Origin of the sequence: Chondrinema litorale, assembly GCF_026250525.1 — a bacterium.
Lineage (GTDB): Bacteria > Bacteroidota > Bacteroidia > Cytophagales > Flammeovirgaceae > Chondrinema > Chondrinema litorale.
This window is the reverse complement of sequence record NZ_CP111043.1, coordinates 2737572-2760439: the sequence shown is the minus strand read 5'-3', so window position 1 is coordinate 2760439 and position 22868 is coordinate 2737572. Positions and strand designations below refer to the sequence as shown.

Here is a 22868-nt window from a genome sequence, read left to right as displayed (position 1 = left end):
TTTGTGGCAATCTGTTTGAAAACACCAATAAAACCAAATCAATATGAAACGTATCAATTTTTTTAAGAAGAATGGCTGGCTAACTTTTGGATTATTAGGCTTAATGCTTGTGACTTCAACAGCAGCCACTTTAGTAAAAGTAAAAAATGACAGATTCGAAAAGTTTTTTCCGAGAGAAGAAATTAGGAGCTATGTTGAAAGCACTGTAAAACCTGTATTAGTTTCTTACAGGAACAAGCTAGACTCAGAACTTAGTGCTAGCGAAAAGAAAAAAGTAGAATCTATTAGAACTGAGTTAAAAGCATTAAAAGAGAACCAAAAAGAGTTGGGCTTTGCAATGAGAGAAAAACGCAGAAATGGTGAAGAACCCACTGCCGAAGAGCAAAACGAGGTTCGCAAAGTAATGCGCGAGATAAGACAAATCACTCAAGATGCGTGGGACATCGCAGATGCACATAGTAGTTTTTATGATAACATGTTCACCGAAACTGAAGACGATCGCAAAAAATGGCGCGAAGAAATTCAGGGTATCATGAAAACACAAATGGAAAAAATGAAAGAAGAAAGACCAGATAGAAACGGTCGTCCGGAGAGAGGGCAAATGGATAAAAAACGTCCAGAAAACAAAAACTCAGAAGAACGCCCAGAAAGAGGTGGTCCAGAAGGTAAACCTGAAAAAGGTCCTGAAGGAGAGTTCAAAGGTGGACCAGAAGAAGAATTTAAAGGCCGCCCTGATAGAAAAGGTCCAGAAGGTGGCAGACACCAAAGAGACGCTAGAGGTCATAGAGGTTTTAACTTCTTAGGAAAGTTAGACCCAACAAACCCACAAACTGAAGTAATATTCTTACTTTGGGATACTGAAGATTCAATTTTTCCAGAACGTGAAGACAGACCAGAAGACAAAGCGATGACTTTTCCTAACCCTGCTTTCGACGGTTCAAAATTGTTTTACAAAGTAGATACTAAAGGTAAAGTACAAATTGAACTGTTTAACGAAAAAGGTGATAGTATTAAAAAGCTAGAAAACGGACAAAAAGAACCAGGTAAATACACATTAGAAATTGATGTAAAAGACCTACAACCAGGAATGTATTTTTATAAAATTACAACTCCTGATGATACCATAACCAGAAAGTTTATTAAAAAAAATAATTAATCTGAATATGACTGAGAGGCTAAACTGAACTCAAAAAGAGACAGAAAATAGCCTCTCTTTATATATTTTTAAGTGCCTCAATTACATCCATGTTTTCATTTTTTCTCTTAATTACCAACAAAGGCACTTCTGCTTGTTCTCTCACTAAACATTCTGCAAAACTTCCTAAGAATATACTGGCAGCAAATGTTCTCCCTTTAGAACCCACAATCACCATTTTAGCTTGCATACTATCTGCCGTTTTTTGCACCAATGTAGCCGGATCACTTTTCTTATTTAATGTGAAAATTGGAGTAATATAAATATTATCCGGATTGTCTATATTTTGCTCAAACTCTCTATATCTGGCTATTGCATGCTTTTTCATAATGGCTGCAACTTCGTCAAAAGACTTTCCCGATTTATGAAACCCAACTGGCACATTAAAAATATGCTGGCTATAAATTGTTGAGTTTGGTAATAAATGAGCAAACTCAAGTGCTTTTTGAGTAGATAACTCTGAGTTCACAGAAAAGTCGTTACACACCAAAATACTGTCTAATACTGTTTCTGCTTTTTCTGGCACAATGAGCACCGAACTGGCTGTTCGTCTCGTAAATCGAGTTAAAAACACACCACTCCCTTTTGAGTTTTTCTTTCCTAAAATAGTAAGATCTATTTCTTTTACTTTTACCCAATGCAACATTTGAGGAAATGGCGCACCTTCTACCACCATATATTCTATGTCAAAGTTTTGGTGTGAATCAAAATTTGCAGCCACAACTTGTTTCATCTCATCTTTTAGATATTCATCCAAAGGATCTTCTATGCTTAATTCCTGCCTTACTTCATCAGGTATGTCAAGGCTGTTGTGTACATGTATAAAGTAGATTTTTTCTGGTTGAGAAAGGTTGCTAATAAACTCAGTGTATCGAATTACATTAGCATCAAAATCGGTAAAATCTATGCCAATAAGAAGTCTTTTAAAGCGGTCCATTGTTGTAATTTTTAAGAATACCTTGTTTGTTTTAATATCGAATAGACAAATTAAAATTAGTCAAAAATCCAGTTTTATAAACTGTAATTATCATTTTATTTCTATTCTCAGTATTTTTTTTAGCTACTTTTTTTATCTAAATCATCTAAACATAGGTGTGCAATGTTAATTAACTTAGCTACAATTACATTTTGAGAAATCCCCAAACAAAAAAGTACTCATAATGAACTGGTTTAAACTTTTGACAGATTTTTGATCCACCTTATCATAGCAAAGATGTAATGCCAAGCATTCCAACTAAGCCAAGTAGTATCAAATCGATTGAGCATTGTTCGATAGCTATCCATCCAAGCATTTGTTCTTTCTATTTTATAACGTTCTTCATACATCAATTCGTCAAAATAATTCTGGCAGTCTTCTAACTGTCTGTTATTGCCCTTGTTAGCAGGTACGTTCATGATCATTCCATGCTCGAAGCATAGCTTCTTGAGGGGTTTGGAATAGAACCCAGCATCTGCATTTAGAAACAGCCCATCTACTGCGATGCCACACTGATTCAGTATTTCGATAAGTTGCTCAAGATGCTTTTCAAGCTCAAATAAGTCATGGTGGTTACCTGAAACTGGAGGCAAAAAACCGACTACGTTTCCTTGGCGGTCTGTCAGCCAAATTGTATTACTAGTCTTTGACTTTTTCCTGCCTTGATAAGCTGTATACTCTCCACCTCTCTTAGCGGGTGTATGCGTACCGTCCATAAACACCAGACTCAGGTCTAACAAGGACTTATGAAGACTCAAAAGGTGTATCCATGCCTTTTTCCAACTGCCGTCTTTGCACCACTTGTTGAAATGATGATAGATAGCACCGTATTTTACTTTATTGCTCCTAATCAATGACTTACAAGGTAAAAGATGCCATTGCACACCTGTTTTGAGTTTGTACAGAATGGCATTTACTACCTCCCACAAAGGGACTTTGCTAACAAAACCTCGATTAGCTTGGCTTAAATACGGTATAAAATGTTTGTTTATCATACCTTTGCTTAAAATACGTATCATACTTATGAATTAGTGGAAGGTTAGAGAGCCACTAAGCTCATATTTGATGCGTATTTTTTATAAATTTCAGACTAAAAGTTTAAATCACTTCATTGTTTGAATATTATAATCAATCTAAAAAATAGAAGATATGACTCAAAAAGTTTGGCTGATTACAGGATGCTCTACAGGTTTTGGAAGAGAATTAGCAAAAATAGCAACTGCTAAAGGTGATTTTGTTGTAGGCACACTCAGAAAAGAATCTCAAATCGAAGAGTTTGAAAGCTTATCTCCGGGAAAAATTACAGCAATTATATTAGATGTTACCAAACCTGAACAAATTAAAGAAGGAGTTGATAAAGCTGTGCAAATGCATGGTAAAATTGATGTACTTGTAAACAATGCTGGTTATGGTGTTTTAGGTAGTGTAGAAGAAGTAACAGAAGAAGCCATGCAAAGCCAGTTTAATGTAAATGTATTTGGCGCTGTTAGAATGATAAAAGCAGTATTGCCTTACATGAGAAGACAAAGAAAAGGCCATATACTTAATATTACTTCTATTGCAGGTTTAAATGGTTTTCCGGGAGTAGGAATTTACAACGGGTCTAAGTTTGCACTTGAGGGTATTGGCGAGGCACTTGCCGCAGAAACCTCTCACTTAGGCATAAAAGTAACCAACATCGAGCCTGGGCCTTTCCGTACAGATTGGGCTGGTAGGTCTGCAAATTTATTTCACTCAGAAATTGTGGATTACAAAGAGTCTGCTTGGAAAAATGTACAATCGATTTCGGGTGTGAGTGGAAAACAAGTAGGTGACCCAGAAAAAGCAGCAAGAGCTATGTACAAAGTAACTCAAATAGAAAATCCGCCATTACACTTGCCATTAGGAGCATCTTCTTACAAAAGAGCACGCATAAAATTCAGTACTATTTTGGAAGAGTTCGATCAATACGAAAACATCGGGCTACCAACAGATTTTACTGAAGACGAATTAAAAGCAATGGAAAATTAATCCTATAATTTAGTAATCCATATTTAATAAAAGAGAGCTATACTACGTAGCTCTTTTTTATTTTAAAGAATATGAAGCTGTTATAGGATAATGATCGGAAAAATCAATATCGTAATGCGTTTTAAAATTTAATACTGAAAGTCTTTCGCTATAAAACTGATTGTCGATTCTTAAAAAAGAAAGGCTGCCATTATAACTAAAACCAAAACCCATCCCCTGCTCTTCAAAAGCATTTTTAAGGTATTGCCTTAGTTTAAAATAGGAATAACTATAAGGTGTATCGTTTAAATCTCCACATACAATTATAGGATACTCGGAATCTTCTAAGTAGCGCTCAATCTTTCTTAATTGCTTTTCTCTTGCTAAAAATCCAACCTTTAGCTTTTCCATTAAAGATCGTATACCTGTAACCCTTTGTTCTTGTAAAGCAAGATCGTCTTCGTGCAAACTCAAAGATTGTAAATGCACATTTATCACGCGAATAGTGTCACCGCCTACAGCAATATCTGCAAAGATGGCACTGTTGGTAGAGTTGGTTTGTAAATCTATTACTCCTCTAGAAACTATTGGGTATTTGCTAAATATTGCCAAACCAAACTCCCCACCTATTCTATTAATTACCACTGGCTGAAAAAAGTGATACTGTTCTCCACTATGGCTAATTTTTTTTGTTGTGGCAAACTCAGGCTGTTTATCTAAATTGTAAAACTCTTGTATACACTTTACGTCTGCGCTGTGTTTCGCAACCCAATCAATCGGTTTTACAGACTCTTCAAGATTGTTATTGTACAAGTTAAAAACCCGAGCATTATAACTAAGCACAGAGATTGGGTTTCCCCCAGCCTCATTTTCACTAGAAAAAGAAAATGAAGCTTTAATAAAAGGAAAACCACATACCAATAATACGATAGGATAAATGATATTTCGTGATTTTCTGAATGCAAAAAACACTAATCTGATGCACTCAAAAACGATAATAAAAGGAACTAATAATGCTAAAAAGGCAGCCGGCCAAAATACTCCTGGCGAAATGAGCACGCATGAATAAGCTATTAATACGAAAAGACAATAAGTAATCTTTAGGAGACTGATTGCTTTCAAGAATCAAAAATTAAGGCCTTAAATAAAATACTTATTTACTTTCATCATCATAAGCCAAACCCAGAATTATATCAAACTCTTCTTTTTTTAGAGGCATTACCGATAAGCGCGATTGCTTTACCAACGCAATGTCTGTTAAGCGTTCGTCTGCTTTAACCTGCTCTAAGGTAACTGTTTTCGGGAGTTTTTCAACAGGTACAAGGTCTACAACTACCCATCTGGTATCTTCTGTGGTTGGGTCTTGGTAATGTTCTTTTACTACCTCTGCTATTCCAACTACTTCTTTGTCTTTAACACTGTGGTAAAAAAGCACCTTATCTGAGACCTTCATCGCCTTCATGTTGTTTCTCGCCTGATAGTTTCTTACGCCATCCCAGTGATCTCTTCCGAGTGCGGTAAAGTCATCCCATGAGTATGTACCCGGCTCAGATTTCACCAACCAATAATTCATAAAATTGAGTTTTTTATAAAGATTTGTTTTTCTTATCGCCGAAATTAAGTTTTTGCTGCTAATCCATCAAGATATTGTAGCTAAATTCCATAGATTTGTGCAATGCTTGAAACGAGTTGAGCTGTTTTTTAGAAATTCCTAACATAAAAGCATTAGCTGGAAATATCATGAAAGTAAAAGACAAACACTTTAAAGTTTATCTGGACGAAGAGAAAATACAAAGCAGGCTCAAAGAAATAGGAAAGCAGATTACCGAAGATTATCAAGGACAAGAGCTTGTAGTAGTAGGCATTTTAAATGGTGCATTTATGTTTCTTGCCGATCTTTGTCGATACGTAGACCTTCCTCTCGAAATTTCTTTTGCCAAATATAGCTCTTACAAGGGCACAAGCTCTACAGGTAAAGTAGCCGAATTAATCGGGTTTGACGAAAGCATTAAAGATAAAAATGTACTTATCGTAGAAGACATTATAGATACAGGCAATACCATAAAAAAACTTTCTGAAGATGTAGCTAAGAAAGGACCCGCTTCTGTAAAAATTGCTGCATTGCTGCTTAAGCCAGAGGTATACAAGGGAAGTATAGAAATTGATTACCTTGGCCTTAAAATAGACAACAAATTTGTTGTTGGCTATGGCCTAGATTACGATGGTTTCGGCAGAAACCTAAAAGGTTTATATGTACTCGACGAGTAAAAAATAAATCTATTTCTTGTAACACTTGTTACTTTAGGTAGTTTATTACCTGCAAAAGTTCTTTATCAACCAATTATTACATAAACCATGAAACTCGATGGTCTCCGAAAACTGGTTAGTAAGGGTGAAGGAAGCATGTTGGAGTTTAAGAGAAAAGCTGCTGATCCTGTAAAAATTATGCGTGAAATAGTAGCTTTTGCCAACACCAACGGTGGAACATTATTAATCGGAGTAAACGATGATGGAGGGATTACCGGCTTAAAAGATGCCGAAGGAGAAGCATTTGTTATTGAACAAGCCATTGAAAAGCATTGCAAACCTGCAATTAAGTATTCCTTTGAGTATATAAGTTTAAATGCCCGAAAAAATGTAGTTGCTTTTTATATAGAAGAAAGCCAACACAAACCTGTTTTTTTAATCTATAACTTTTATAAAAAAATTGGCAGAGCCTACCTGCGAGTAGCAGATCGGAGCGTACAAAGTAGCCGAGAAATAAGACAGATACTAAAAGCTCGCACAAAAAATACAGAAGCATATTTTGTCTATGGAGAACACGAACGACAATTAATACAATACGCTTCTTCTAATGGCAAAATAGACATTGAAGGCTTTGCCAGTTATGCTGGTATTAGCAAAGAGATTGCATCTGAAATAATGGTGAAGCTAACGATTGCGAATGTTTTAGAGATCTATCCTGGAGAGCAAAAAGATTTTTATTCTGTAAAAGAAGTTGCGGATGGATTATATTCTTAAATAAAAAAATGGTACTTTAAATGTTAAAGTACCATTCCATGGTTCATGTTATGTGACTAACTGTTGCATTAACAATAAGCGAAATTATATTTATTTAAATACAGCACCATTGGTTTTAGACATAAAGCTACTTTATACTGTTATTTAGAGTATATACACATAAATAAGGCACAGGTAGCGTGTAAATGGTATTTTATAAGTGTTTTTTTGTATTTTGTCTAAATTAATTTCTATTACTTCTTCAATATCAATCTTCAGTTATTTTTGTTAGAATACCCGGTTTATCAGTTTATATTATGAGCCTTCAACTAAAAAAAGACTCTTTAATTTTAAGGTTTTCACAAAACCGTCCGCTTGTTCACATAGCGTTCTGGGTCGCTTACATTTGCTTTTATGGCACTTCTTGGGGTAGTTACGACGACCACTACCTTCGAGCTTTTATTTGTGAATCTTCAGAATTACTGATAAAACTTCCGCTGGTATATTTTGTACTTTTTAATTTAATTGAGAAGTACCTTTTTCAACGAAAGTATGCTGAGTTCTTTACTTATACTTTTGTCGCTATTATTTTTGCTGGTCTTGCTATAAGACTTTTCTACCAATACGTACTATATCCACAGTTCATACCCGAAAGGGTTGGAACACCCTTTTTCATAACTTTCAGAATACTGAAAACCTTAGCCAACACTTATACATTAGCCATTATGGTAATTGTAATTAAACTTCTGAAAAAATGGTATAAAGATCAGCAGGAAGCGAAATCTTTGGAAAAAGAAAAACTAGAGGCTGAACTTAAGTTTCTTAAGTCTCAGGTACATCCTCATTTTCTTTTCAATACCCTAAACAACCTTTATTCACTTACTTTAAAAAAATCTGATAATGCCCCTGAAGTAGTTCTCAAACTTTCTGAATTAATGAGCTATATGCTTTACGATACAGTAGCAAAACAGGTATCGCTCAGTAAAGAGATTAACTACATCAACCACTACATAGATTTAGAAAAAATAAGATATGGAGAAAGACTAGATGTTTCTTTTAACATATCTGGCGATTTAAGCGGTAAAATGATCGCTCCAATGTTGTTATTGCCTTTTATCGAAAACAGCTTTAAACATGGCGTAAGTGGCGAACTAGAAACTGTTTGGGTTTCTTTTGACCTACATGTAACTGAAGATAAGCTGGTATTTAAGGTAGAAAACAGCAAATCTCCTGAAGATGATCACTTAAAAATTAGCAGTTACAGAAGTGGTATTGGTCTTAAAAATGTAAAGAGAAGACTTGACCTTATCTACGCAGACAATTACGACCTCAAAATCTTTGACGAAAAAGATACCTTCTTGGTAGTACTTAAACTAAAACTGGCTACCAACGACGAATTAATGTTCCAAGACAACTTGGAACGAAATGTCATATAGGAATAATTGAAAAATTATCTTTAAGTCTGTATTTTAAAGGAAAAGAGGAAATTCCCCTAATACAATTATATTATGAAAGTAAGATGCTTAATAGTGGATGATGAACCACTAGCCCTCGATGTATTGGAAAATTACATAGAGCGGTTAGATACACTGGAACTTGTGGCCAGGTGTAAAAATGCCATTGAAGCTTACAATAAAATACAGACTGAAAAAATAGATTTACTTTTCTTAGATATACAGATGCCTAAGCTTACAGGCATCGACTTTATGAAAAGTGTAAAAAATCCACCTAAGGTCATTTTTACTACTGCATATAGAGAATATGCCATTGAGGGTTATGAGTTAGATGCTGTAGATTACCTGTTAAAACCTATTTCGTTTGATCGCTTTTTAAAGGCAGTAAATAAGGTAATCTATAACAAACCAGATGAAACCAAACCGAAGTCTGAGCTCAATAGTTTAATTACGCATAATGCTTCAAACTCAACGGCAACTGATATTCCCCAAGAACCATTTATTTATTTAAAATCTGATAAAAAAATGGTTAAAGTGCTTCTTAAGGATATTCTATATATAGAAAGCTTGAAAGATTATATTAGAGTAAAAACTCCTGGTAAAGAAGTAGTTGCCTATCAGAAAATAAGCTATTTGGAAGAAAAGCTTCCAGAGCAGCGATTTATGCGTATCCACCGTTCTTTCATTATTAATCTGGAAAAAATTGAAGCTTTTTGTGCTACACATGCCGAAGTTGCTGGTTTCGAAATTCCGATTGGTAGAAATTATAAAAATGAAGCGCTCAAAAAACTAAATGAGCACAACCTGCTCGACAGCTAATTTTTCATTATTTTTTGTGAAATAATGGCAGGATTCATGATTTTATAATTTCTTTTGAATGTAGAACGACAATTATACTTTATGAAATCATTTCAAATCCTAGCTTTCATTTTATTTACTTCAATTTCATCACAACTTTTTGCACAAGAATTTAAGGGAGTAATTATTCTAGGTGCCAGTGCTGCACAAATTGATGGAGATGATTTAGGCGGGTTTGATAAAGCAGGTTTTCAAGTTGGTGCAGGAGTGTCGTTTCCTATCAGTGAAAAATTTCTGATTCAGCCAGAGATGATGTTTAGCCAGAAAGGAAGCAAGGCCAGAAAAAATGAGCCCTATTTTAACTGGCAACTCAATTATATAGACATGCCGCTTATGGTAAATTATATTTTTAATGATAACCTCGACTTTCAAGCTGGCTTGGGCTTTAACTATTTACTATCTGCCAAGTTTGATTCTGGCTATGGATTTGTAAACCGAACTGAAGCATTTAACAAGATTGATTTTGCTGGCAACATTGGTGTCGAATATCATTTTACAGAGTTAATTTCTGCCAATATCCGTTTAACTACTTCTTTAGCAAACTCTGGTAAAAACGAGTCTTATTATAACCGCACACTCAATTTTACTGTGCGATACCACCTACTCCCTAAATAAACTCGGTACAGTACAGGATAATGTTTTCAGTATAAGTCTTAACTTACCCCACTATATCTTTTAGTAAATAGCTATATTTATAGTAACTACCATTAACTGAAACATTGAAAATGAATAAATACCTCAGCTTTCTCCTACCATCTGTTCTATTACTCTTTCTCGCTAACTGTTCAACTCAAAAAACAACTACTGAAGAAAATATTGCAGAGCAGAGTAATTACCCTAAAGTCAGTTTTGACAAACCTCCCAACATTCTCTGGTTAGTAACCGAAGATTTGAGTCCATATCTGGCTTCTTTCGGAGACTCTACCATTTATAAATACACTCCCAACCTAAACAGACTTACCGAAGAGGGAATCACTTTTACAAATACATACTCTCCTTCTGGTGTTTGTGCTCCTAGCAGATTTGCTATTGCCACCGGTATGTACCCAAGTAGTATGGGTGGCAACCATATGCGAACTACTGGTAACTCTTACTTTGATGAACTAGGAATAATACCATACGATGTGGTAACTCCACCGGGAGTAAAAATGATGAGTGAGATTTTACGGGAACATGGTTACTATACGACTAATAATGCAAAAAACGATTATCAGTTCCATGCAACAAAAACTGCTTGGGATGAAAATGGAAGAAATGCTCACTATAAAAATAGAGCAGAAGGTCAACCATTTTTTGCCATATTCAATTTTGAAGTTACCCATGAGTCTCGCATCTGGGTAAAAGCTGAAGATAGCTTATACATACCAGAAGATTTGGAAGTGCCTATCCCACCGTATTTGCCAGATACAGAAGTAGCAGTAAAAGATATTCGAAGAATGTACTCCAACATAGTTGAGATGGATGTACAAATCGGTGAAAAAATAAAAGAGTTAGAAGACGCTGGATTATTAGATAACACCATCATCTTTTGGTATGGAGACCACGGAGGACCTCTACCACGACAAAAAAGATTGCTTTACGATTCAGGAATGCAATTGCCACTCATTATCAGATTTCCAGACGGAACTCAAGCAAATACGCTTGATGACAGGCTTGTTAGCTTTATAGATTTTGCTCCTACTACTTTTTCGTTGGCAGGGATTAAACCACCAGATTATTTGCAAGGACAAGCATTTTTAGGAAAATACACAGCCAAACCTAGAAAGTATGTACATGGTGCAGCAGATAGATTCGATGGCAAGTATGATATGATAAGAGCCGTAAGGGATAAAAGATTTAAGTATCTCAAAAACTTTAAGCCAGATCAGCCTTATTATTTGCCGGTTACTTACAGAGAGCAAATGCCTATTATGCAAGAATTATTGAGGCTAAATAAAGAAGGTAAATTGAATGAAATACAAAGTCAGTGGTTTAGGCAAACTAAAGATGAAGAAGAGCTTTTTGATTGCAATAATGATCCCTACGAATTACATAACTTGGCAAACGATCCGAAGTACGCAGATAAGCTTGCCGAACTTAGAGCCGAATGTGAAAGATGGATGAAAGAAACAGATGATAAAGGATTTATTCCCGAAAAGGAGTTAATTGAAAGTTTCTGGCCAAATATGGCACAACCTGTTACAGCGCAGGCAGCATACCAAATAGCTAATAATGAATTAAATCTCTCCGTAACTACAGAAGAAGCGTCTATAGGTTATCAGTTTGTTGAGCCGGGAGCAGAACCTACAGATAAATGGCAAGTTTATACGAATGCCATATCTATTCCTGAAAATAAAGATATATATTTAATAACAGACCGAATCGGTTATGCACCAAGTGAGCCGGTAAAAGTCGATTTAAATGAAAATTGAAAAATTATCTCTGATTTACTAAAACAGAATTTTAAATGCTAAAACTAAACTCTCTGTTAAAAATAGTAATTGGCTTACTATTTTTGGCCGCTTGCAATGAAAATGGAAAACAAACGAGCGAAAGTGTTGATACTATTGAAAAAGCCTCGGTAACTTCAAATGAAAATAATGATGAACCTATGAAAAAGATGCTCAGACATGTAGTCTTGTTCAAGTTTAAAGAAGGGACTACTGAAACTGCAGTAAAAGAAATTGAAGAAGCATTTAAAGGCTTAAAAGAAAAAATTGATGTAATTAAAGATTTTGAATGGGGAACTGATGTAAGTGTAGAAAATAAGTCTGAAGGTTTCACTCATTGCTTTTTTGTAACATTTGCAGATGAAGCAGGCCGCGAAGTTTACTTACCACATCCCGACCATAAAGCTTTCGGGGGAGTTGCTGGCCCTCATATCGAAAAAGTTTTGGTTTTTGACTATTGGGTAAAAAAATAAGGAAAAAGGAGTTAGTGAAAACTAACTCCTTTTTTTATCTATACAGTTTCCATATTCTCATGAAATACTAAGAAGTGTTTCAATACCTCTTCAGGTTGTTCTATTTGTGGATAATGGCCGGAGTCAGATAGTTCTACAATATCAGGATCGGTAATTAACTCGCGATATCTTTTTGCCATTTCTTTACCAAACATAGAATCTTGTAAACCATCTATAAATCGCACTGGAACCTCAGTTTTTCTTAAAGTTTCTACCCATCTACTTCTATAACTTTTCTTCTCATTCAAATACTGAAGTAATTTATAAATCACCCTATGCCCATGATTAAAATTAACTATCTGCCAAAATGCATTTAGCTCTTTTTCCGAAACATCATAATTATTACCAAACATGGCATGCATGTTATCTTTAAATTTTTTCTCAGATAAAAACTTAGCCACATACTTACCCATAGGTCCAGAAAGTATTTTATGCAAGCCTTTAGCGTGATGTACTTCTGGAAATAAACCACCATTTAGCAAAGTAACAGAGTTAATCAATACACCATCTTCTCTAAATTGTATCCTATCTTGATGTCTGGCTAATAACTCTTGTGCAACTGTATCTCCATAGTCATGAGCAAGAATATGCACTTTGTTAATTTTACTTTTTTGGAGCAACAATTCTATCATATCTGCCTGATCTAAAATAGAATATTGATACTCTCTTGGTTTATCAGAAAAGCCGAAACCCATCATATCAGGTGCAATTAACCTAAACTTTTCACTTAAGAGTGGCCATAGCTTATGCCAATCCCACGATGAGGTTGGGAAGCCATGCAGCAGTAATAGCGGTGGTTTACCTCCTGTTTTGGCAGGTTCTGATACTCGATAAAAAATCTGATGAGAAATGTAATTAAAATACATTCCTTTTTCTTTCCATAATTCTGGGGCAGTAAATTCCATTGACACTGAGTTTTTAGGTTTTAGATGAAGTTTTGAATGTTGAAACCAAACAGGCATTTGGTTCATTATCTTTTATAACCCGATACACATGTTTAATTTAAGCAAAATATTGAACAGATGACTATATGAGTAAAATTTTTGGTTCGTACAGGAAGAGAAATGCTGAAAAAATATCTGTAAAAGATCAATTACTAGCATTTAAAAATCTTCCTGAGTTTTTTAAAATGATTTGGGAAACCAGCCCGGCTATGACGCTGGGAAACATTTTTCTCAGAATTATTAAATCATCATTACCACCAATACAGCTTTATATTGGTAAGCTAATTATTGATGAGGTAATCTTACTAGCTGGTGAAAACGCTTCTGAAGGTAATCTCAATCAAATATGGTTATTAGTTGGCTTAGAGTTTCTATTAGCAATCGTTTCAGATTTTATATCTCGGGGTGTAACTCTTCTAGATAGCTTACTCGGAGATTTGTTTGCAAATAAAATCTCAGTAAAACTGATAAACCATGCTGCAAAAATGGATTTATATCAGTTTGAAGATGCTAGCTTTTACGACAAACTGGAACGAGCAAGACGACAAACAACTAGTAGAGTTTTTTTAATGTCGCAAGTGCTTACTCAGATTCAAGATATCATTACGCTTATATTTTTAGGAATTGGTTTGGCGGTGTACGCCCCTTGGCTGATACTTTTATTAATTGTAGCTGTTATTCCCTCATTTATAGCTGAGAACTATTTTAACCAACAGGGATTTTCTCTAAGTAAAAGCTGGACACCTCAAAGAAGAGAACTAGATTATCTCAGATATATCGGGGCAAGTGACGAAACTGCCAAAGAAATTAAAACTTTTAACCTTTCAGATTTTCTTTCAGCAAGATTTAAAGAAGTGTCTGATAAGTATTATGATGCAAACAGAAAACTATCTATAAAAAGAGCTTTCTGGGGCAGTTTACTTTCTTTAATTAGTACAATCGCTTACTATGGAGCTTATATTTATATCATCTTTCAGACAATTGAAAAGTTAATTTCTGTTGGTGATCTCACTTTTTTATCTGGTTCTTTTAATCGGATGCGAGGCTTGCTACAAGGCATAATGGGTCGATTCTCTTCCATCGCTCAGGAAGCACTTTATTTACAAGATTTGTTCAGTTTCTTTGAAATTCAGCCTCATATTCAAAATAAGAATAATGCGCTTAAAGTACCCTCTCCTATTAAAGAAGGATTCACTTTTGAAAATGTGGGCTTTAAGTATAACAACAGCGAAAAATGGTCTCTCAGGAATCTAAACTTTCATTTTAAAGCTGGTGAAAAGCTGGCGCTAGTTGGTGAAAATGGCGCTGGCAAAACTACGCTGGTAAAATTACTATCTCGCTTATATGATCCTACTGAGGGGCGAATACTACTAGATGGCGTTGATCTGAAAGAATATGATTTACAAGATTTGAGAAAAGCAGTTGGGGTAATATTTCAAGATTATGTGCGCTTTCAGATGGATGTAAGAGACAATATAGCTGTCGGGCAAATTGACCAACGTGCTAATGAAGTAAGAATAAAAAACTCTGCCCATAAAAGTTTGGCTGATACGGTTATCAATAAACTTCCAGAAAGTTACAATCAACTGCTAGGTAAAAGATTTAATAAAGGCGTAGAACTTTCTGGAGGTGAATGGCAAAAAATTGCATTGGCAAGAGCTTATATGAGAGATGCGCAACTATTTATTTTAGATGAGCCTACTTCTGCATTAGATGCTCGAGCAGAACATGAAGTTTTTGTAAGGTTTTCTGAACTGATTGAAGGTAAATCTGCAGTACTAATTTCTCATAGATTTTCTACTGTGAGAATGGCAGATAGAATTTTATTTCTGGAACAAGGTACACTAAAAGAGCTGGGTACTCATCAAGAATTATTAGAAAAAGATGGCAAATATGCCGAACTATTTACTTTACAAGCAAAAGGGTATCAGTAAAATACTGATACCCTTTTTATCATAAACTTATATTAAAATTAATTACTTGTTTCTTCATAAGAAAGCTTAGCCCTTAGGTCTGCTAACTCTTTTTCCAATTCTTCTTTTTGGCGTGTCATCTCTTCTTGAGTTGCCTGTAGTTCTTCTGAGTTTTGTCTCATTTCCTCTTCTTGAGAACGAAGTTCCTCAGCCTGTATCTGTGATACCTCTAATAGTTTTCTTGTTTTCTCATTATTCTGATACACATACAAACTAGAAGCTATCACTTCTGCAACCTTAATTAAGAAGTTTTCGGTTTCTTTATCCATGGTTTTGAACGAAGCCAATTCCATCACTCCCAAGACTTCATCATTATTTATTAGAGGAACTATAATGAGTGTTACGGGTTTCGAATCACCTAAGCCAGAAGAAATAGTAGTATAATCTTTCGGAAGGTTTCTTAAATGCAACAGCTCTTTTTCTAAAAATATCTGACCTACTAAACCTTCACCCGGAGCGACTTCTTTCTGTAAATATTTTTTCCTGTTAAATGCATAACAAGCTTTTAATACCAGTTTATTAGACTCACTATCATGAATAAACAATGAACCTTGATTTGCTTTTAGGTATTTTACAATAAACATCAATACCTGATCAAACAATTCTTCTGGGTTATCCTGATATGTTCTAAGTGTATCTGTAAGTTGTGTTACTCCATTATTAAACCATGATCTATATTCAGTTTCTTCCTGAACTTTTAACATGGTTTCTTTCATTTGAATTAATTTACCGGCAAGAGTTCCATCATTCATTAACTTTTTATCTCCATCCATTCCTTCCCATTGCACTGTAAAATTTCCCTTTGTTATCTCTTCAACAAAATGAGATGAATTTTCAATATTGTCAATTAATTTCTTTACTACTACACCTGCATCTGGTGTCTTTGTTTTATCTATATACTCTTTGAATATTAGCTCATTATTCTTTTCTTGTAAAGAGACTATTAGGTCAACATTTTTCTTATTTTGAGAATGAATTAGGTAGATAACTAATAAGAGAATGGGAATACCCAATAAGCCTAATAATATTTGTAATGTTATATTAATCGAAATAAGTACCTCTCTATCTTTTACTATACGTGCATTTTCTTTAGCCATATACTCATTAAACGGATCAGAAAACGTCACATATTTCTCCCATAATGGAGTACCTTTGTCTTGCTTAATAATGTCAACTGCGGCTTCCATATCTCCATTTTGCCTCAGTTCTATTACTTTCCACATTAGGTCATAATAATCATTAAGCTCCTGCTTAACCATATTAAGTTTTGCTGGTCTATAATCTAATTCACGCAATACAGAATCAAGTAAATTATACTCATTTGCCTGGCTCCTTTTAGTACTTTTATAAGTTTCTATAAAAGCTGGATTATCGGTTAATAAATAACCTCTTACTCCCATATCTAGGCTATTTAGATAAGACAGAAAGTTATTTTTATAAGTCATTACCTGATCCATCTGCTTTAATTGAGTATCTGTTGAAGCTTGATGAACTTTTAATGAAATTATAAAAAACACATTTAATGCAACAAGGATAAGAATGATGCCGAGGAATACAGAGTATAACTTTGTTGTAAAATGGTTCTTAAGCTTAGTGAACATAAGGTTTGTAATCTAAGTAAAAACTTTTGAGGCTTATAAAAAGCTTTCCTTAGAAAAGTATTTACAGCTGTTTTATTATGACTATTTCTTTAAATAATAGAAAAATTAACATCTAATTGAGAATCAATTTGCCTTACTTACACTAAGTTATATTGCTATATAGGAAGTACGTTGCTAAGCTTTTTACTTTTATGCTGAAGTTTCTGGAAAAACGATGGTTCTATTTCCTGTTACAATTACACGATTTTCAAGATGACTGTTAACTGCTCTGGCTAAAACAATAGCTTCAATATCAGCTCCAATTCTTTTTAGGTTTTGAGGTGTACTTTCGTGAGATACCCGTTCTACATCTTGTTCTATAATTGGCCCTTCATCTAAATCTTTTGTTGCATAATGAGCAGTTGCCCCAATCATTTTCACACCTCTCTCATATGCCTTTAAGTAAGGATTTGCTCCTTGAAAAGCCGGTAAAAATGCATGGTGGATATTGATTATTTGCTGAGGATATTTATCTATAAAATCGGCAGAAAGTACCTGCATATATCTGGCAAGCACAATTAGCTCTATATTATGCTTTTGGAGAAGCTCAACTACTTGTGTTTCTTGTTGTGGTTTTGTGGCTTTACTTATGGGTAAATGCACATAAGGAATATCATATTGGTCAGCTATATATTTTAAATCTAGGTGATTACTGATAACTAATGGAATATTGCATTTTAAATAACCCTCACGGTGCCTCTCCAACAAATCGTACAAACAATGGGTTGGTTTAGAAACCATAATTGCCACATTAGTAATGTCTTCACTATAATGTACAGACCAGTTTAAATTTAACTGTTTTGCCAATGCACTAAATTTAGTTTCCAGCTCTTCTCTTGAGAATGTTAAATCTGCAGCATCCAGACAAATACGCATAAAATATTGCTGATGGATAGTATTTGTAAACTGCTGACAGCTCAGGATATTAAGATCGAGGTTAAAGAAAAAAGATGTAATATGACTAATCAATCCTTTTTTATCATCTGTCTGGATAAGAAATTTAATATTTTCGCCCTTCATAACTTATAATTTTGAACCTACTAATATAAATGTTATGGAATAAAAAATGCCTCTAAGTAGTTTAGAGGCATTTTTTATTTATGAATTAATACAAAAATTCTAGTAAGTAAAAGGTAATTCTACTAAAACTTCATCCCAAGCCATTTTCATTACTCCTTTACCTGAACCATCCTGTTCAAACTGAATAGTAAATGCTTCAACAGATTTTGAGCCTTTAGATGCTTTTGTACTTACTCTTAACACATCGTTTGACTCGTCGTATTTGTAAGCACCCCAGTAGTCTAAGTCTGAGCTAAAAATAATTGTCCATTCAGATTCACTTGGAATAGAAAATACTGAATAAGTACCCTTAGCCAATTTTTTGCCAGCAAAAGTAACATCTTTAAATAGTTTAATTTCTGTGGCTTCATTAGCACCAGTTCTCCATACTTTTCCGTAAGGGATTAAATTACCTGCTACTTCACGGTTGTTTTTTTGAGGTCTACTATAGGTAACTTTCATTACTGGTTCATCTCCTGCTTTTCTGTCATGCGCAAAATTATCTGGAAAATAGGCAACATCTAATGGGCTTTTATCTAAACCTCTAAAAGATTGTGCTTGTGCATTAGAAAAACAGAATGATAGTGTCAATAAAAAAAATAGCGATAAAATTTTCATAAATCGGTAAGAATCGTTTCAGTTAAAATAAAAAGTTTACAAAATTCGCAAAAAATGCTACTCCATAACTTTAAATGGGCAAAACAAGTTCTAACAGTCGTATTAAATTAATCCATCCGTCTTATACAGTTCTACTCCTAAATTGATCATTTGAGCAATTTCTTCTTTCAATTCTGGGCTTAGCTTTTTTATATGGAAACAACTTTTACCTTTTAGAAACTTTTTAAGCGCATCAGACATAGAATCGAACTGTGCGACATGCGTATAAATAGGGAAAAAGTATAACCTAATATCTTTTGGTTTCGGAACTACACTTGCAAAATAATATCCATCTACCTTTTGCTTACCTTGCATCGCTTCTATTGTCCCTGCTAATTCAAATACATTTTCATTGTCTTTTCTAATTTGCAAAGGAGGCACATGTACCCGCATCAAATTTTTTAATGTATTTTGAATTTCAGTTAAGTCGGTTTTCATATTGTATTTATCTTACTGCTCAGCACTTCTGGCAATTTCAGCAAGTTTTTTATCTAGAGTTTCTCTAGACAACCATTGCCCTCTTACCATTACTCCTGCTGGCTTTTTTAGAATATCCATATCGTCAAGAGGATTAGCTTCCAACATAATAAAATCGGCACTTGCACCTATGGCTACTTCGCCTAATTTACCTTCCATATTTAGATAGGTTGCTGGGTTTAATGTGCCAATTTGTATCGCTTCTAATGGTGTTAAACCTGCATCTAACATTCCTTTTAACTCATGTTGAATAGAAAAGCCCGGCACGTTAAAAACTTGTGGTGCATCAGAACCTAACAAAAGTCCGTGACCTTTTTTATTTAATTGATAGATCAACGATTTACGAATTGCATTAAAAGCCTCCCATTTTTCTGCACTAAACTCAGGATCAGAAATGAGGTTTTTCTTACTATTTACCCAACTCTCCAAAGTTCTTTTAGGCATGTATTTCATTTCTTCTTCTAAAGCAAGTTGCTCAGGATCAGTTGGAGAAAACCATCTCATAAACAAACTTTGTGTCGGTACCACCCAAACACCATAGGTATTAGTCATTTCTACTAATTCGCTAATCAAATTAGTATCTGCCTCATTAGTAAAATTATATCCAAAAAAACCATTTGAAGCTGGATCAAGACCTTTTCCTTCTGGCACCAAACCTTCAATAAAACCATCAACATGGTCTACAGTCGCATAGCCACTTTCTAAAGCATGTCTAATGCCCACATCAATTGAAACATGACCTGCAAATGGAATATCTACTAGTTTCGCAGTTTTTACTAAAGTATCGAAAACCTCTCTTTTAATACCTGGATGTAACTTTAAGAAGTCATAACCAGCTTCTTTATAAGCTACTACCTTTTCTACAGCATCTTCGGGAGTTGGTACAGTATTTCCATTAAAAGAAGGGCTTGAAGTGATAATTCTCGGACTCAATATTTCATTTTTTAAAGCCTTCTCTCTGAGTTCCAAATGCAAAGGATGCCCAAGCATACCTCTTATGGTAGTTACTCCATTTGAAAGATATAAGAACAAAGTTTCTTCGTAATTTTCTCTGCCCCAATCAGGAGAAGGGATATGTGCATGCATCTCAGCCAAACCGGGCATTAAAAAGTTACCAGAAGCCTCAATTACTGTTTCTATCTCTTTAGATTCTGGTTGTTCGTCCAGTATATCTATTATCTCACCTCCACCAATTAGAATAAATTTATTTTTCAGGATTTCGCCAGTTCTTACATCTAATACATTTACATCTTTTATTAGTGCAAGATCTTGATTATAGATTTTTTCATTTTTGGGAGTATTGCATGCAGAGATAAAGCCTATAAATATTAAAAAGTAGAATATTTTCATTATGAATATATTGAAGTGAATTTTTCGCAAATTTGATAATTAAACCGATTAGATTAAAATTAAGGCTTCTGGTAAATCGAAAAATCAGCTTTAAACTCCAATCATATATTTAGTTAAGAGAAACATTTAAGGCTTTTGCTTCGGTTACTTTTTTTAGACTTTCGAGTCCATCTTGAAATATACCTCCAAGAAATGGATCCATTAATACACCAAAGTATTTTTCAAAATAAGATGTTGCAGTAGTACTAAAGCCCCATGTTACTTCTACACCATCTTCTACACTTTTAAACTGCCAATGTCCAAATCCCATAGATTCGGAATCACCTTCAATAAATATTACTTTAGTTTCTATTGTTTGATTTGGCGAAGAGTCTAAAATAAATTGTTCTCCTGAACCAGTCTCTTCTCCATCCCAACTATAACTTGCACCTTTACCAACAGTTTCTGCACCATATGTTATTTTTATTGTTGGATCCATAGCCACAAAAGGAGACCATTTTTCCCAATTTTTAAAATCGTTTACTTCTTCGAATACAGTTTCTATGGGAGCATTTATTACTATTTGACGCTGCATATAAGAATCTTCGGGTAGAAATAAACCAACTAATAAAAGTAATACAACCAGAACTCCAATGCCTATACCGATTTTTTTGAGTGCTTGCATATTTGAAAAAATTTAGGATATGAAACAAGATAATATTTTTATAACAAAGTAAAAAACGCACATCGTAAAGGATTTATGGACTAAAATTTATGACTTTACTATTTATCTGTGTATTACTTTATCGGAAGTGTAAGAATTGACAAAAAAAGTTTTAAACTTTGTAAGGCAACAAGAATTTAGAAACAATGAAAATAGCTCTGGTAAAATATAATGCGGGAAATATTCAATCGGTTATTTATGCCTTAAATCGCTTGGGAATAGATCCTATTCTTACAGATGACCATGAAGTTTTGCAATCGGCTGATAAAGTTATTTTTCCTGGTGTAGGCGAAGCAAACGCTGCCATGAGAAGCCTTAAAGTAAAAAAACTAGATGAGGTAATTCCTAAACTGAAACAACCAGTATTTGGCATTTGTGTTGGGCAACAGCTTTTATGTAAGCATTCTGAGGAGAATAATACAGACTGTTTAGGCGTGTTTGATTTGGATGTAAAGAAGTTTCCCACAGAAAACTTAAAAGTGCCTCAAATCGGTTGGAATAACATCCACTCAGTAAAAAGTCCTCTTTTTGAAGATTTGCCAGAAGACTCATTTGTCTATTTTGTACATAGTTATTATACCGAATTAAGCCAGCAAACTATTGCTACTGCTGACTATGGTGTTCCTTTTAGTGCAGCGTTACATAAAGATAATTTTTATGCGGCTCAGTTTCACCCAGAAAAAAGCAGTACTGTAGGCTCAAAAATTTTACAGAATTTTATAGAAAAATGTAATTAAAAAAAGAGCTTGTCTGCATGCAGACAAGCTCTTTTTTATCAATTCATTGTAAGATTATTTTCTAAGTACAAGTTCAGTGCAGTGATCTTTAAACTCGATACCTACCAAGTGCTTAATTACTTCCGCTTCTGAAGCAGCCTGACCAACTTGTTTTTCTTTATCGCCATTGTGGTTGGTTGTCCAAATTGCAAAGCTATTTTCCCATAAGTAAGTAGTATCTTCCATCTTTACAATAGTTTTTACCCTGTCTTCTTTTCTAAAAGTGAAATGCATCATTTCTGAATTGTAGCTTTTACCACCAGGAGATGTAGTTTTTGCAATATAGTTGCCATTTGTACCCTCACCTGAATATAACTCACAAAGACAAGTTCCTTTAATTTTCTCATTTTCAACTTCTACTACTGTCATTCTGATGATTTTCCACTCGTGACCAAACTTTTTAGCTGTTGCTGTTACAAGTTGAGACCCTTTGTTAAGCACTTCGTTTCCATATTTCATTTCATAATCCTCTGTGAAGCTTACTACTCCAATATCGCCAGTTACAAAAGTTCTCATAATTTCAACATCATGCGTACTACCCATTTTGTTATGAGCAATCTCTTCGAGATGAGCAGCCATTTCATTAAAATCTATTCGTTCAGTTCTTACTTTGCCGCTTATACTTATATATGTAAAATCTATTATCATTTTTTCGTGGAAATGACGAAGAACAGCACTCTTATTTTTCGTTTTGTGGTAGTCTGAAAGCTCTTTGGTAGAACTCAAAATCAAACTATTAAGCGCTGCCTCCTCCTCTGGATTAGAACCGGCAAATAATGTTGTAACAAAAAGTAAAACCGGTATTAACAAACTAAGTGTTTTTTTCATGATTGGGTGTTTCATCATCGTTAACATTTTTGGGAATATGATTTAATT

At 34.4% G+C, this 22868-nt stretch carries 23 protein-coding genes; 11 read left to right on the top strand and 12 right to left on the bottom strand.

All coding sequences use genetic code 11. The annotated features are described in order from the left end of the window. Positions 1-43: 43 nt before the first annotated feature. Complete coding sequence (locus OQ292_RS11445) at positions 44-1156, top strand: T9SS type A sorting domain-containing protein (protein ID WP_284682264.1); 1113 nt, start codon at positions 44-46, stop codon at positions 1154-1156. 58 nt (positions 1157-1214) lie between these two features. Here the strand turns inward: OQ292_RS11445 and OQ292_RS11440 are convergent, their stop codons facing one another. Both OQ292_RS11440 and OQ292_RS11435 read right to left on the bottom strand, forming a co-directional pair. Then, complete coding sequence (locus tag OQ292_RS11440) at positions 1215-2132, bottom strand: universal stress protein (protein WP_284682263.1); 918 nt, start codon at positions 2130-2132, stop codon at positions 1215-1217. Between the two features lie 233 nt (positions 2133-2365). Continuing rightward, positions 2366-3190, bottom strand: a complete 825-nt coding sequence (locus OQ292_RS11435; RefSeq protein ID WP_284682262.1) for a transposase — start codon at positions 3188-3190, stop codon at positions 2366-2368. A gap of 130 nt (positions 3191-3320) precedes the next feature. Here OQ292_RS11435 and OQ292_RS11430 point away from each other — a divergent pair, with 130 nt between their 5' ends. Next, entirely contained in the window at positions 3321-4181 is an 861-nt protein-coding gene (locus OQ292_RS11430; RefSeq protein WP_284682261.1) for an oxidoreductase, read from the top strand. A gap of 57 nt (positions 4182-4238) precedes the next feature. On the opposite strand, the gene OQ292_RS11425 is transcribed toward OQ292_RS11430, so the two are convergent. After that, positions 4239-5282 carry an endonuclease/exonuclease/phosphatase family protein gene (locus tag OQ292_RS11425; protein ID WP_284682260.1) on the bottom strand — a complete coding sequence of 348 codons (1044 nt, stop codon included), beginning with the start codon at positions 5280-5282 and terminating at the stop codon, positions 4239-4241. A gap of 31 nt (positions 5283-5313) precedes the next feature. After that, positions 5314-5733, bottom strand: a complete 420-nt coding sequence (locus OQ292_RS11420) for an EVE domain-containing protein (protein ID WP_284682259.1) — start codon at positions 5731-5733, stop codon at positions 5314-5316. 167 nt (positions 5734-5900) lie between these two features. Here OQ292_RS11420 and hpt point away from each other — a divergent pair, with 167 nt between their 5' ends. From hpt to OQ292_RS11385, 7 genes are all read left to right on the top strand, one after another. Next, complete coding sequence (gene hpt / locus OQ292_RS11415; RefSeq protein WP_284682258.1) at positions 5901-6428, top strand: hypoxanthine phosphoribosyltransferase; 528 nt, start codon at positions 5901-5903, stop codon at positions 6426-6428. Between the two features lie 87 nt (positions 6429-6515). Next, positions 6516-7181 carry an AlbA family DNA-binding domain-containing protein gene (locus OQ292_RS11410; RefSeq protein WP_284682257.1) on the top strand — a complete coding sequence of 222 codons (666 nt, stop codon included), beginning with the start codon at positions 6516-6518 and terminating at the stop codon, positions 7179-7181. Positions 7182-7477: 296 nt separating this feature from the next. Beyond that, a complete protein-coding gene (locus OQ292_RS11405) occupies positions 7478-8596 on the top strand; it encodes a sensor histidine kinase (protein ID WP_284682256.1) in 1119 nt (372 codons plus the stop codon). Between the two features lie 72 nt (positions 8597-8668). After that, positions 8669-9433 (top strand): LytR/AlgR family response regulator transcription factor, encoded by a 765-nt coding sequence (locus OQ292_RS11400; protein WP_284682255.1) that lies wholly within the window; start codon positions 8669-8671, stop codon positions 9431-9433. An 81-nt stretch (positions 9434-9514) separates the two neighbouring features. Continuing rightward, on the top strand, positions 9515-10087 hold the full coding sequence (locus OQ292_RS11395; protein ID WP_284682254.1) for a porin family protein: 573 nt from the start codon (positions 9515-9517) through the stop codon (positions 10085-10087). A gap of 110 nt (positions 10088-10197) precedes the next feature. Beyond that, positions 10198-11883 carry a sulfatase family protein gene (locus tag OQ292_RS11390; protein ID WP_284682253.1) on the top strand — a complete coding sequence of 562 codons (1686 nt, stop codon included), beginning with the start codon at positions 10198-10200 and terminating at the stop codon, positions 11881-11883. Positions 11884-11918: 35 nt separating this feature from the next. Beyond that, positions 11919-12374: a Dabb family protein gene (locus OQ292_RS11385; protein WP_348970580.1), complete on the top strand. Its 456-nt coding sequence runs from the start codon at positions 11919-11921 to the stop codon at positions 12372-12374. Between the two features lie 38 nt (positions 12375-12412). On the opposite strand, the gene OQ292_RS11380 is transcribed toward OQ292_RS11385, so the two are convergent. Beyond that, complete coding sequence (locus tag OQ292_RS11380) at positions 12413-13318, bottom strand: alpha/beta fold hydrolase (RefSeq protein ID WP_284682252.1); 906 nt, start codon at positions 13316-13318, stop codon at positions 12413-12415. Between the two features lie 125 nt (positions 13319-13443). On the opposite strand from OQ292_RS11380, the gene OQ292_RS11375 reads away from it, so the two are divergent. Further along, complete coding sequence (locus OQ292_RS11375) at positions 13444-15291, top strand: ABC transporter ATP-binding protein (protein WP_284682251.1); 1848 nt, start codon at positions 13444-13446, stop codon at positions 15289-15291. 38 nt (positions 15292-15329) lie between these two features. Here the strand turns inward: OQ292_RS11375 and OQ292_RS11370 are convergent, their stop codons facing one another. The 6 genes from OQ292_RS11370 to OQ292_RS11345 all read right to left on the bottom strand — a co-directional run bounded on the left by OQ292_RS11370 (position 15330) and on the right by OQ292_RS11345 (position 21177). Then, complete coding sequence (locus tag OQ292_RS11370; RefSeq protein ID WP_284682250.1) at positions 15330-16931, bottom strand: CHASE3 domain-containing protein; 1602 nt, start codon at positions 16929-16931, stop codon at positions 15330-15332. 189 nt (positions 16932-17120) lie between these two features. Next, complete coding sequence (gene purU / locus OQ292_RS11365; RefSeq protein WP_284682249.1) at positions 17121-17990, bottom strand: formyltetrahydrofolate deformylase; 870 nt, start codon at positions 17988-17990, stop codon at positions 17121-17123. A gap of 99 nt (positions 17991-18089) precedes the next feature. Further along, complete coding sequence (locus OQ292_RS11360) at positions 18090-18647, bottom strand: DUF2911 domain-containing protein (protein WP_284682248.1); 558 nt, start codon at positions 18645-18647, stop codon at positions 18090-18092. 102 nt (positions 18648-18749) lie between these two features. Further along, positions 18750-19124, bottom strand: a complete 375-nt coding sequence (locus OQ292_RS11355) for a hypothetical protein (RefSeq protein WP_284682247.1) — start codon at positions 19122-19124, stop codon at positions 18750-18752. Positions 19125-19136: 12 nt separating this feature from the next. Beyond that, positions 19137-20513, bottom strand: coding sequence for an amidohydrolase family protein (locus OQ292_RS11350; protein WP_284682246.1), 1377 nt, complete (start codon positions 20511-20513; stop codon positions 19137-19139). Positions 20514-20622: 109 nt separating this feature from the next. After that, on the bottom strand, positions 20623-21177 hold the full coding sequence (locus OQ292_RS11345; RefSeq protein ID WP_284682245.1) for an SRPBCC family protein: 555 nt from the start codon (positions 21175-21177) through the stop codon (positions 20623-20625). A gap of 185 nt (positions 21178-21362) precedes the next feature. Between OQ292_RS11345 and hisH the strand changes: the two genes are divergently transcribed. Continuing rightward, positions 21363-21953, top strand: coding sequence for an imidazole glycerol phosphate synthase subunit HisH (hisH, locus tag OQ292_RS11340; protein ID WP_284682244.1), 591 nt, complete (start codon positions 21363-21365; stop codon positions 21951-21953). Between the two features lie 54 nt (positions 21954-22007). On the opposite strand, the gene OQ292_RS11335 is transcribed toward hisH, so the two are convergent. After that, positions 22008-22820: a nuclear transport factor 2 family protein gene (locus OQ292_RS11335; RefSeq protein ID WP_284682243.1), complete on the bottom strand. Its 813-nt coding sequence runs from the start codon at positions 22818-22820 to the stop codon at positions 22008-22010. Between the last annotated feature and the right edge of the window lie 48 nt (positions 22821-22868).

Bases quoted from the DNA above. Each gene is read 5' to 3' on its own strand.
- OQ292_RS11395 (WP_284682254.1), top strand. From the start codon at position 9,515: ATGAAATCATTTCAAATCCTAGCTTTCATTTTATTTACTTCAATTTCA.
- OQ292_RS11385 (WP_348970580.1), top strand. From the start codon at position 11,919: ATGCTAAAACTAAACTCTCTGTTAAAAATAGTAATTGGCTTACTATTT.
- purU (WP_284682249.1), bottom strand. From the start codon at position 17,990: ATGAAGGGCGAAAATATTAAATTTCTTATCCAGACAGATGATAAAAAA.
- OQ292_RS11400 (WP_284682255.1), top strand. From the start codon at position 8,669: ATGAAAGTAAGATGCTTAATAGTGGATGATGAACCACTAGCCCTCGAT.
- OQ292_RS11435 (WP_284682262.1), bottom strand. From the start codon at position 3,190: ATGATACGTATTTTAAGCAAAGGTATGATAAACAAACATTTTATACCG.
- OQ292_RS11440 (WP_284682263.1), bottom strand. From the start codon at position 2,132: ATGGACCGCTTTAAAAGACTTCTTATTGGCATAGATTTTACCGATTTT.
- OQ292_RS11420 (WP_284682259.1), bottom strand. From the start codon at position 5,733: ATGAATTATTGGTTGGTGAAATCTGAGCCGGGTACATACTCATGGGAT.
- OQ292_RS11405 (WP_284682256.1), top strand. From the start codon at position 7,478: ATGAGCCTTCAACTAAAAAAAGACTCTTTAATTTTAAGGTTTTCACAA.
- OQ292_RS11335 (WP_284682243.1), bottom strand. From the start codon at position 22,820: ATGAAAAAAACACTTAGTTTGTTAATACCGGTTTTACTTTTTGTTACA.
- OQ292_RS11445 (WP_284682264.1), top strand. From the start codon at position 44: ATGAAACGTATCAATTTTTTTAAGAAGAATGGCTGGCTAACTTTTGGA.
- OQ292_RS11410 (WP_284682257.1), top strand. From the start codon at position 6,516: ATGAAACTCGATGGTCTCCGAAAACTGGTTAGTAAGGGTGAAGGAAGC.
- OQ292_RS11430 (WP_284682261.1), top strand. From the start codon at position 3,321: ATGACTCAAAAAGTTTGGCTGATTACAGGATGCTCTACAGGTTTTGGA.
- OQ292_RS11355 (WP_284682247.1), bottom strand. From the start codon at position 19,124: ATGAAAACCGACTTAACTGAAATTCAAAATACATTAAAAAATTTGATG.
- OQ292_RS11350 (WP_284682246.1), bottom strand. From the start codon at position 20,513: ATGAAAATATTCTACTTTTTAATATTTATAGGCTTTATCTCTGCATGC.
- hpt (WP_284682258.1), top strand. From the start codon at position 5,901: ATGAAAGTAAAAGACAAACACTTTAAAGTTTATCTGGACGAAGAGAAA.
- OQ292_RS11345 (WP_284682245.1), bottom strand. From the start codon at position 21,177: ATGCAAGCACTCAAAAAAATCGGTATAGGCATTGGAGTTCTGGTTGTA.
- OQ292_RS11375 (WP_284682251.1), top strand. From the start codon at position 13,444: ATGAGTAAAATTTTTGGTTCGTACAGGAAGAGAAATGCTGAAAAAATA.
- OQ292_RS11380 (WP_284682252.1), bottom strand. From the start codon at position 13,318: ATGGAATTTACTGCCCCAGAATTATGGAAAGAAAAAGGAATGTATTTT.
- OQ292_RS11370 (WP_284682250.1), bottom strand. From the start codon at position 16,931: ATGTTCACTAAGCTTAAGAACCATTTTACAACAAAGTTATACTCTGTA.
- hisH (WP_284682244.1), top strand. From the start codon at position 21,363: ATGAAAATAGCTCTGGTAAAATATAATGCGGGAAATATTCAATCGGTT.
- OQ292_RS11390 (WP_284682253.1), top strand. From the start codon at position 10,198: ATGAATAAATACCTCAGCTTTCTCCTACCATCTGTTCTATTACTCTTT.
- OQ292_RS11360 (WP_284682248.1), bottom strand. From the start codon at position 18,647: ATGAAAATTTTATCGCTATTTTTTTTATTGACACTATCATTCTGTTTT.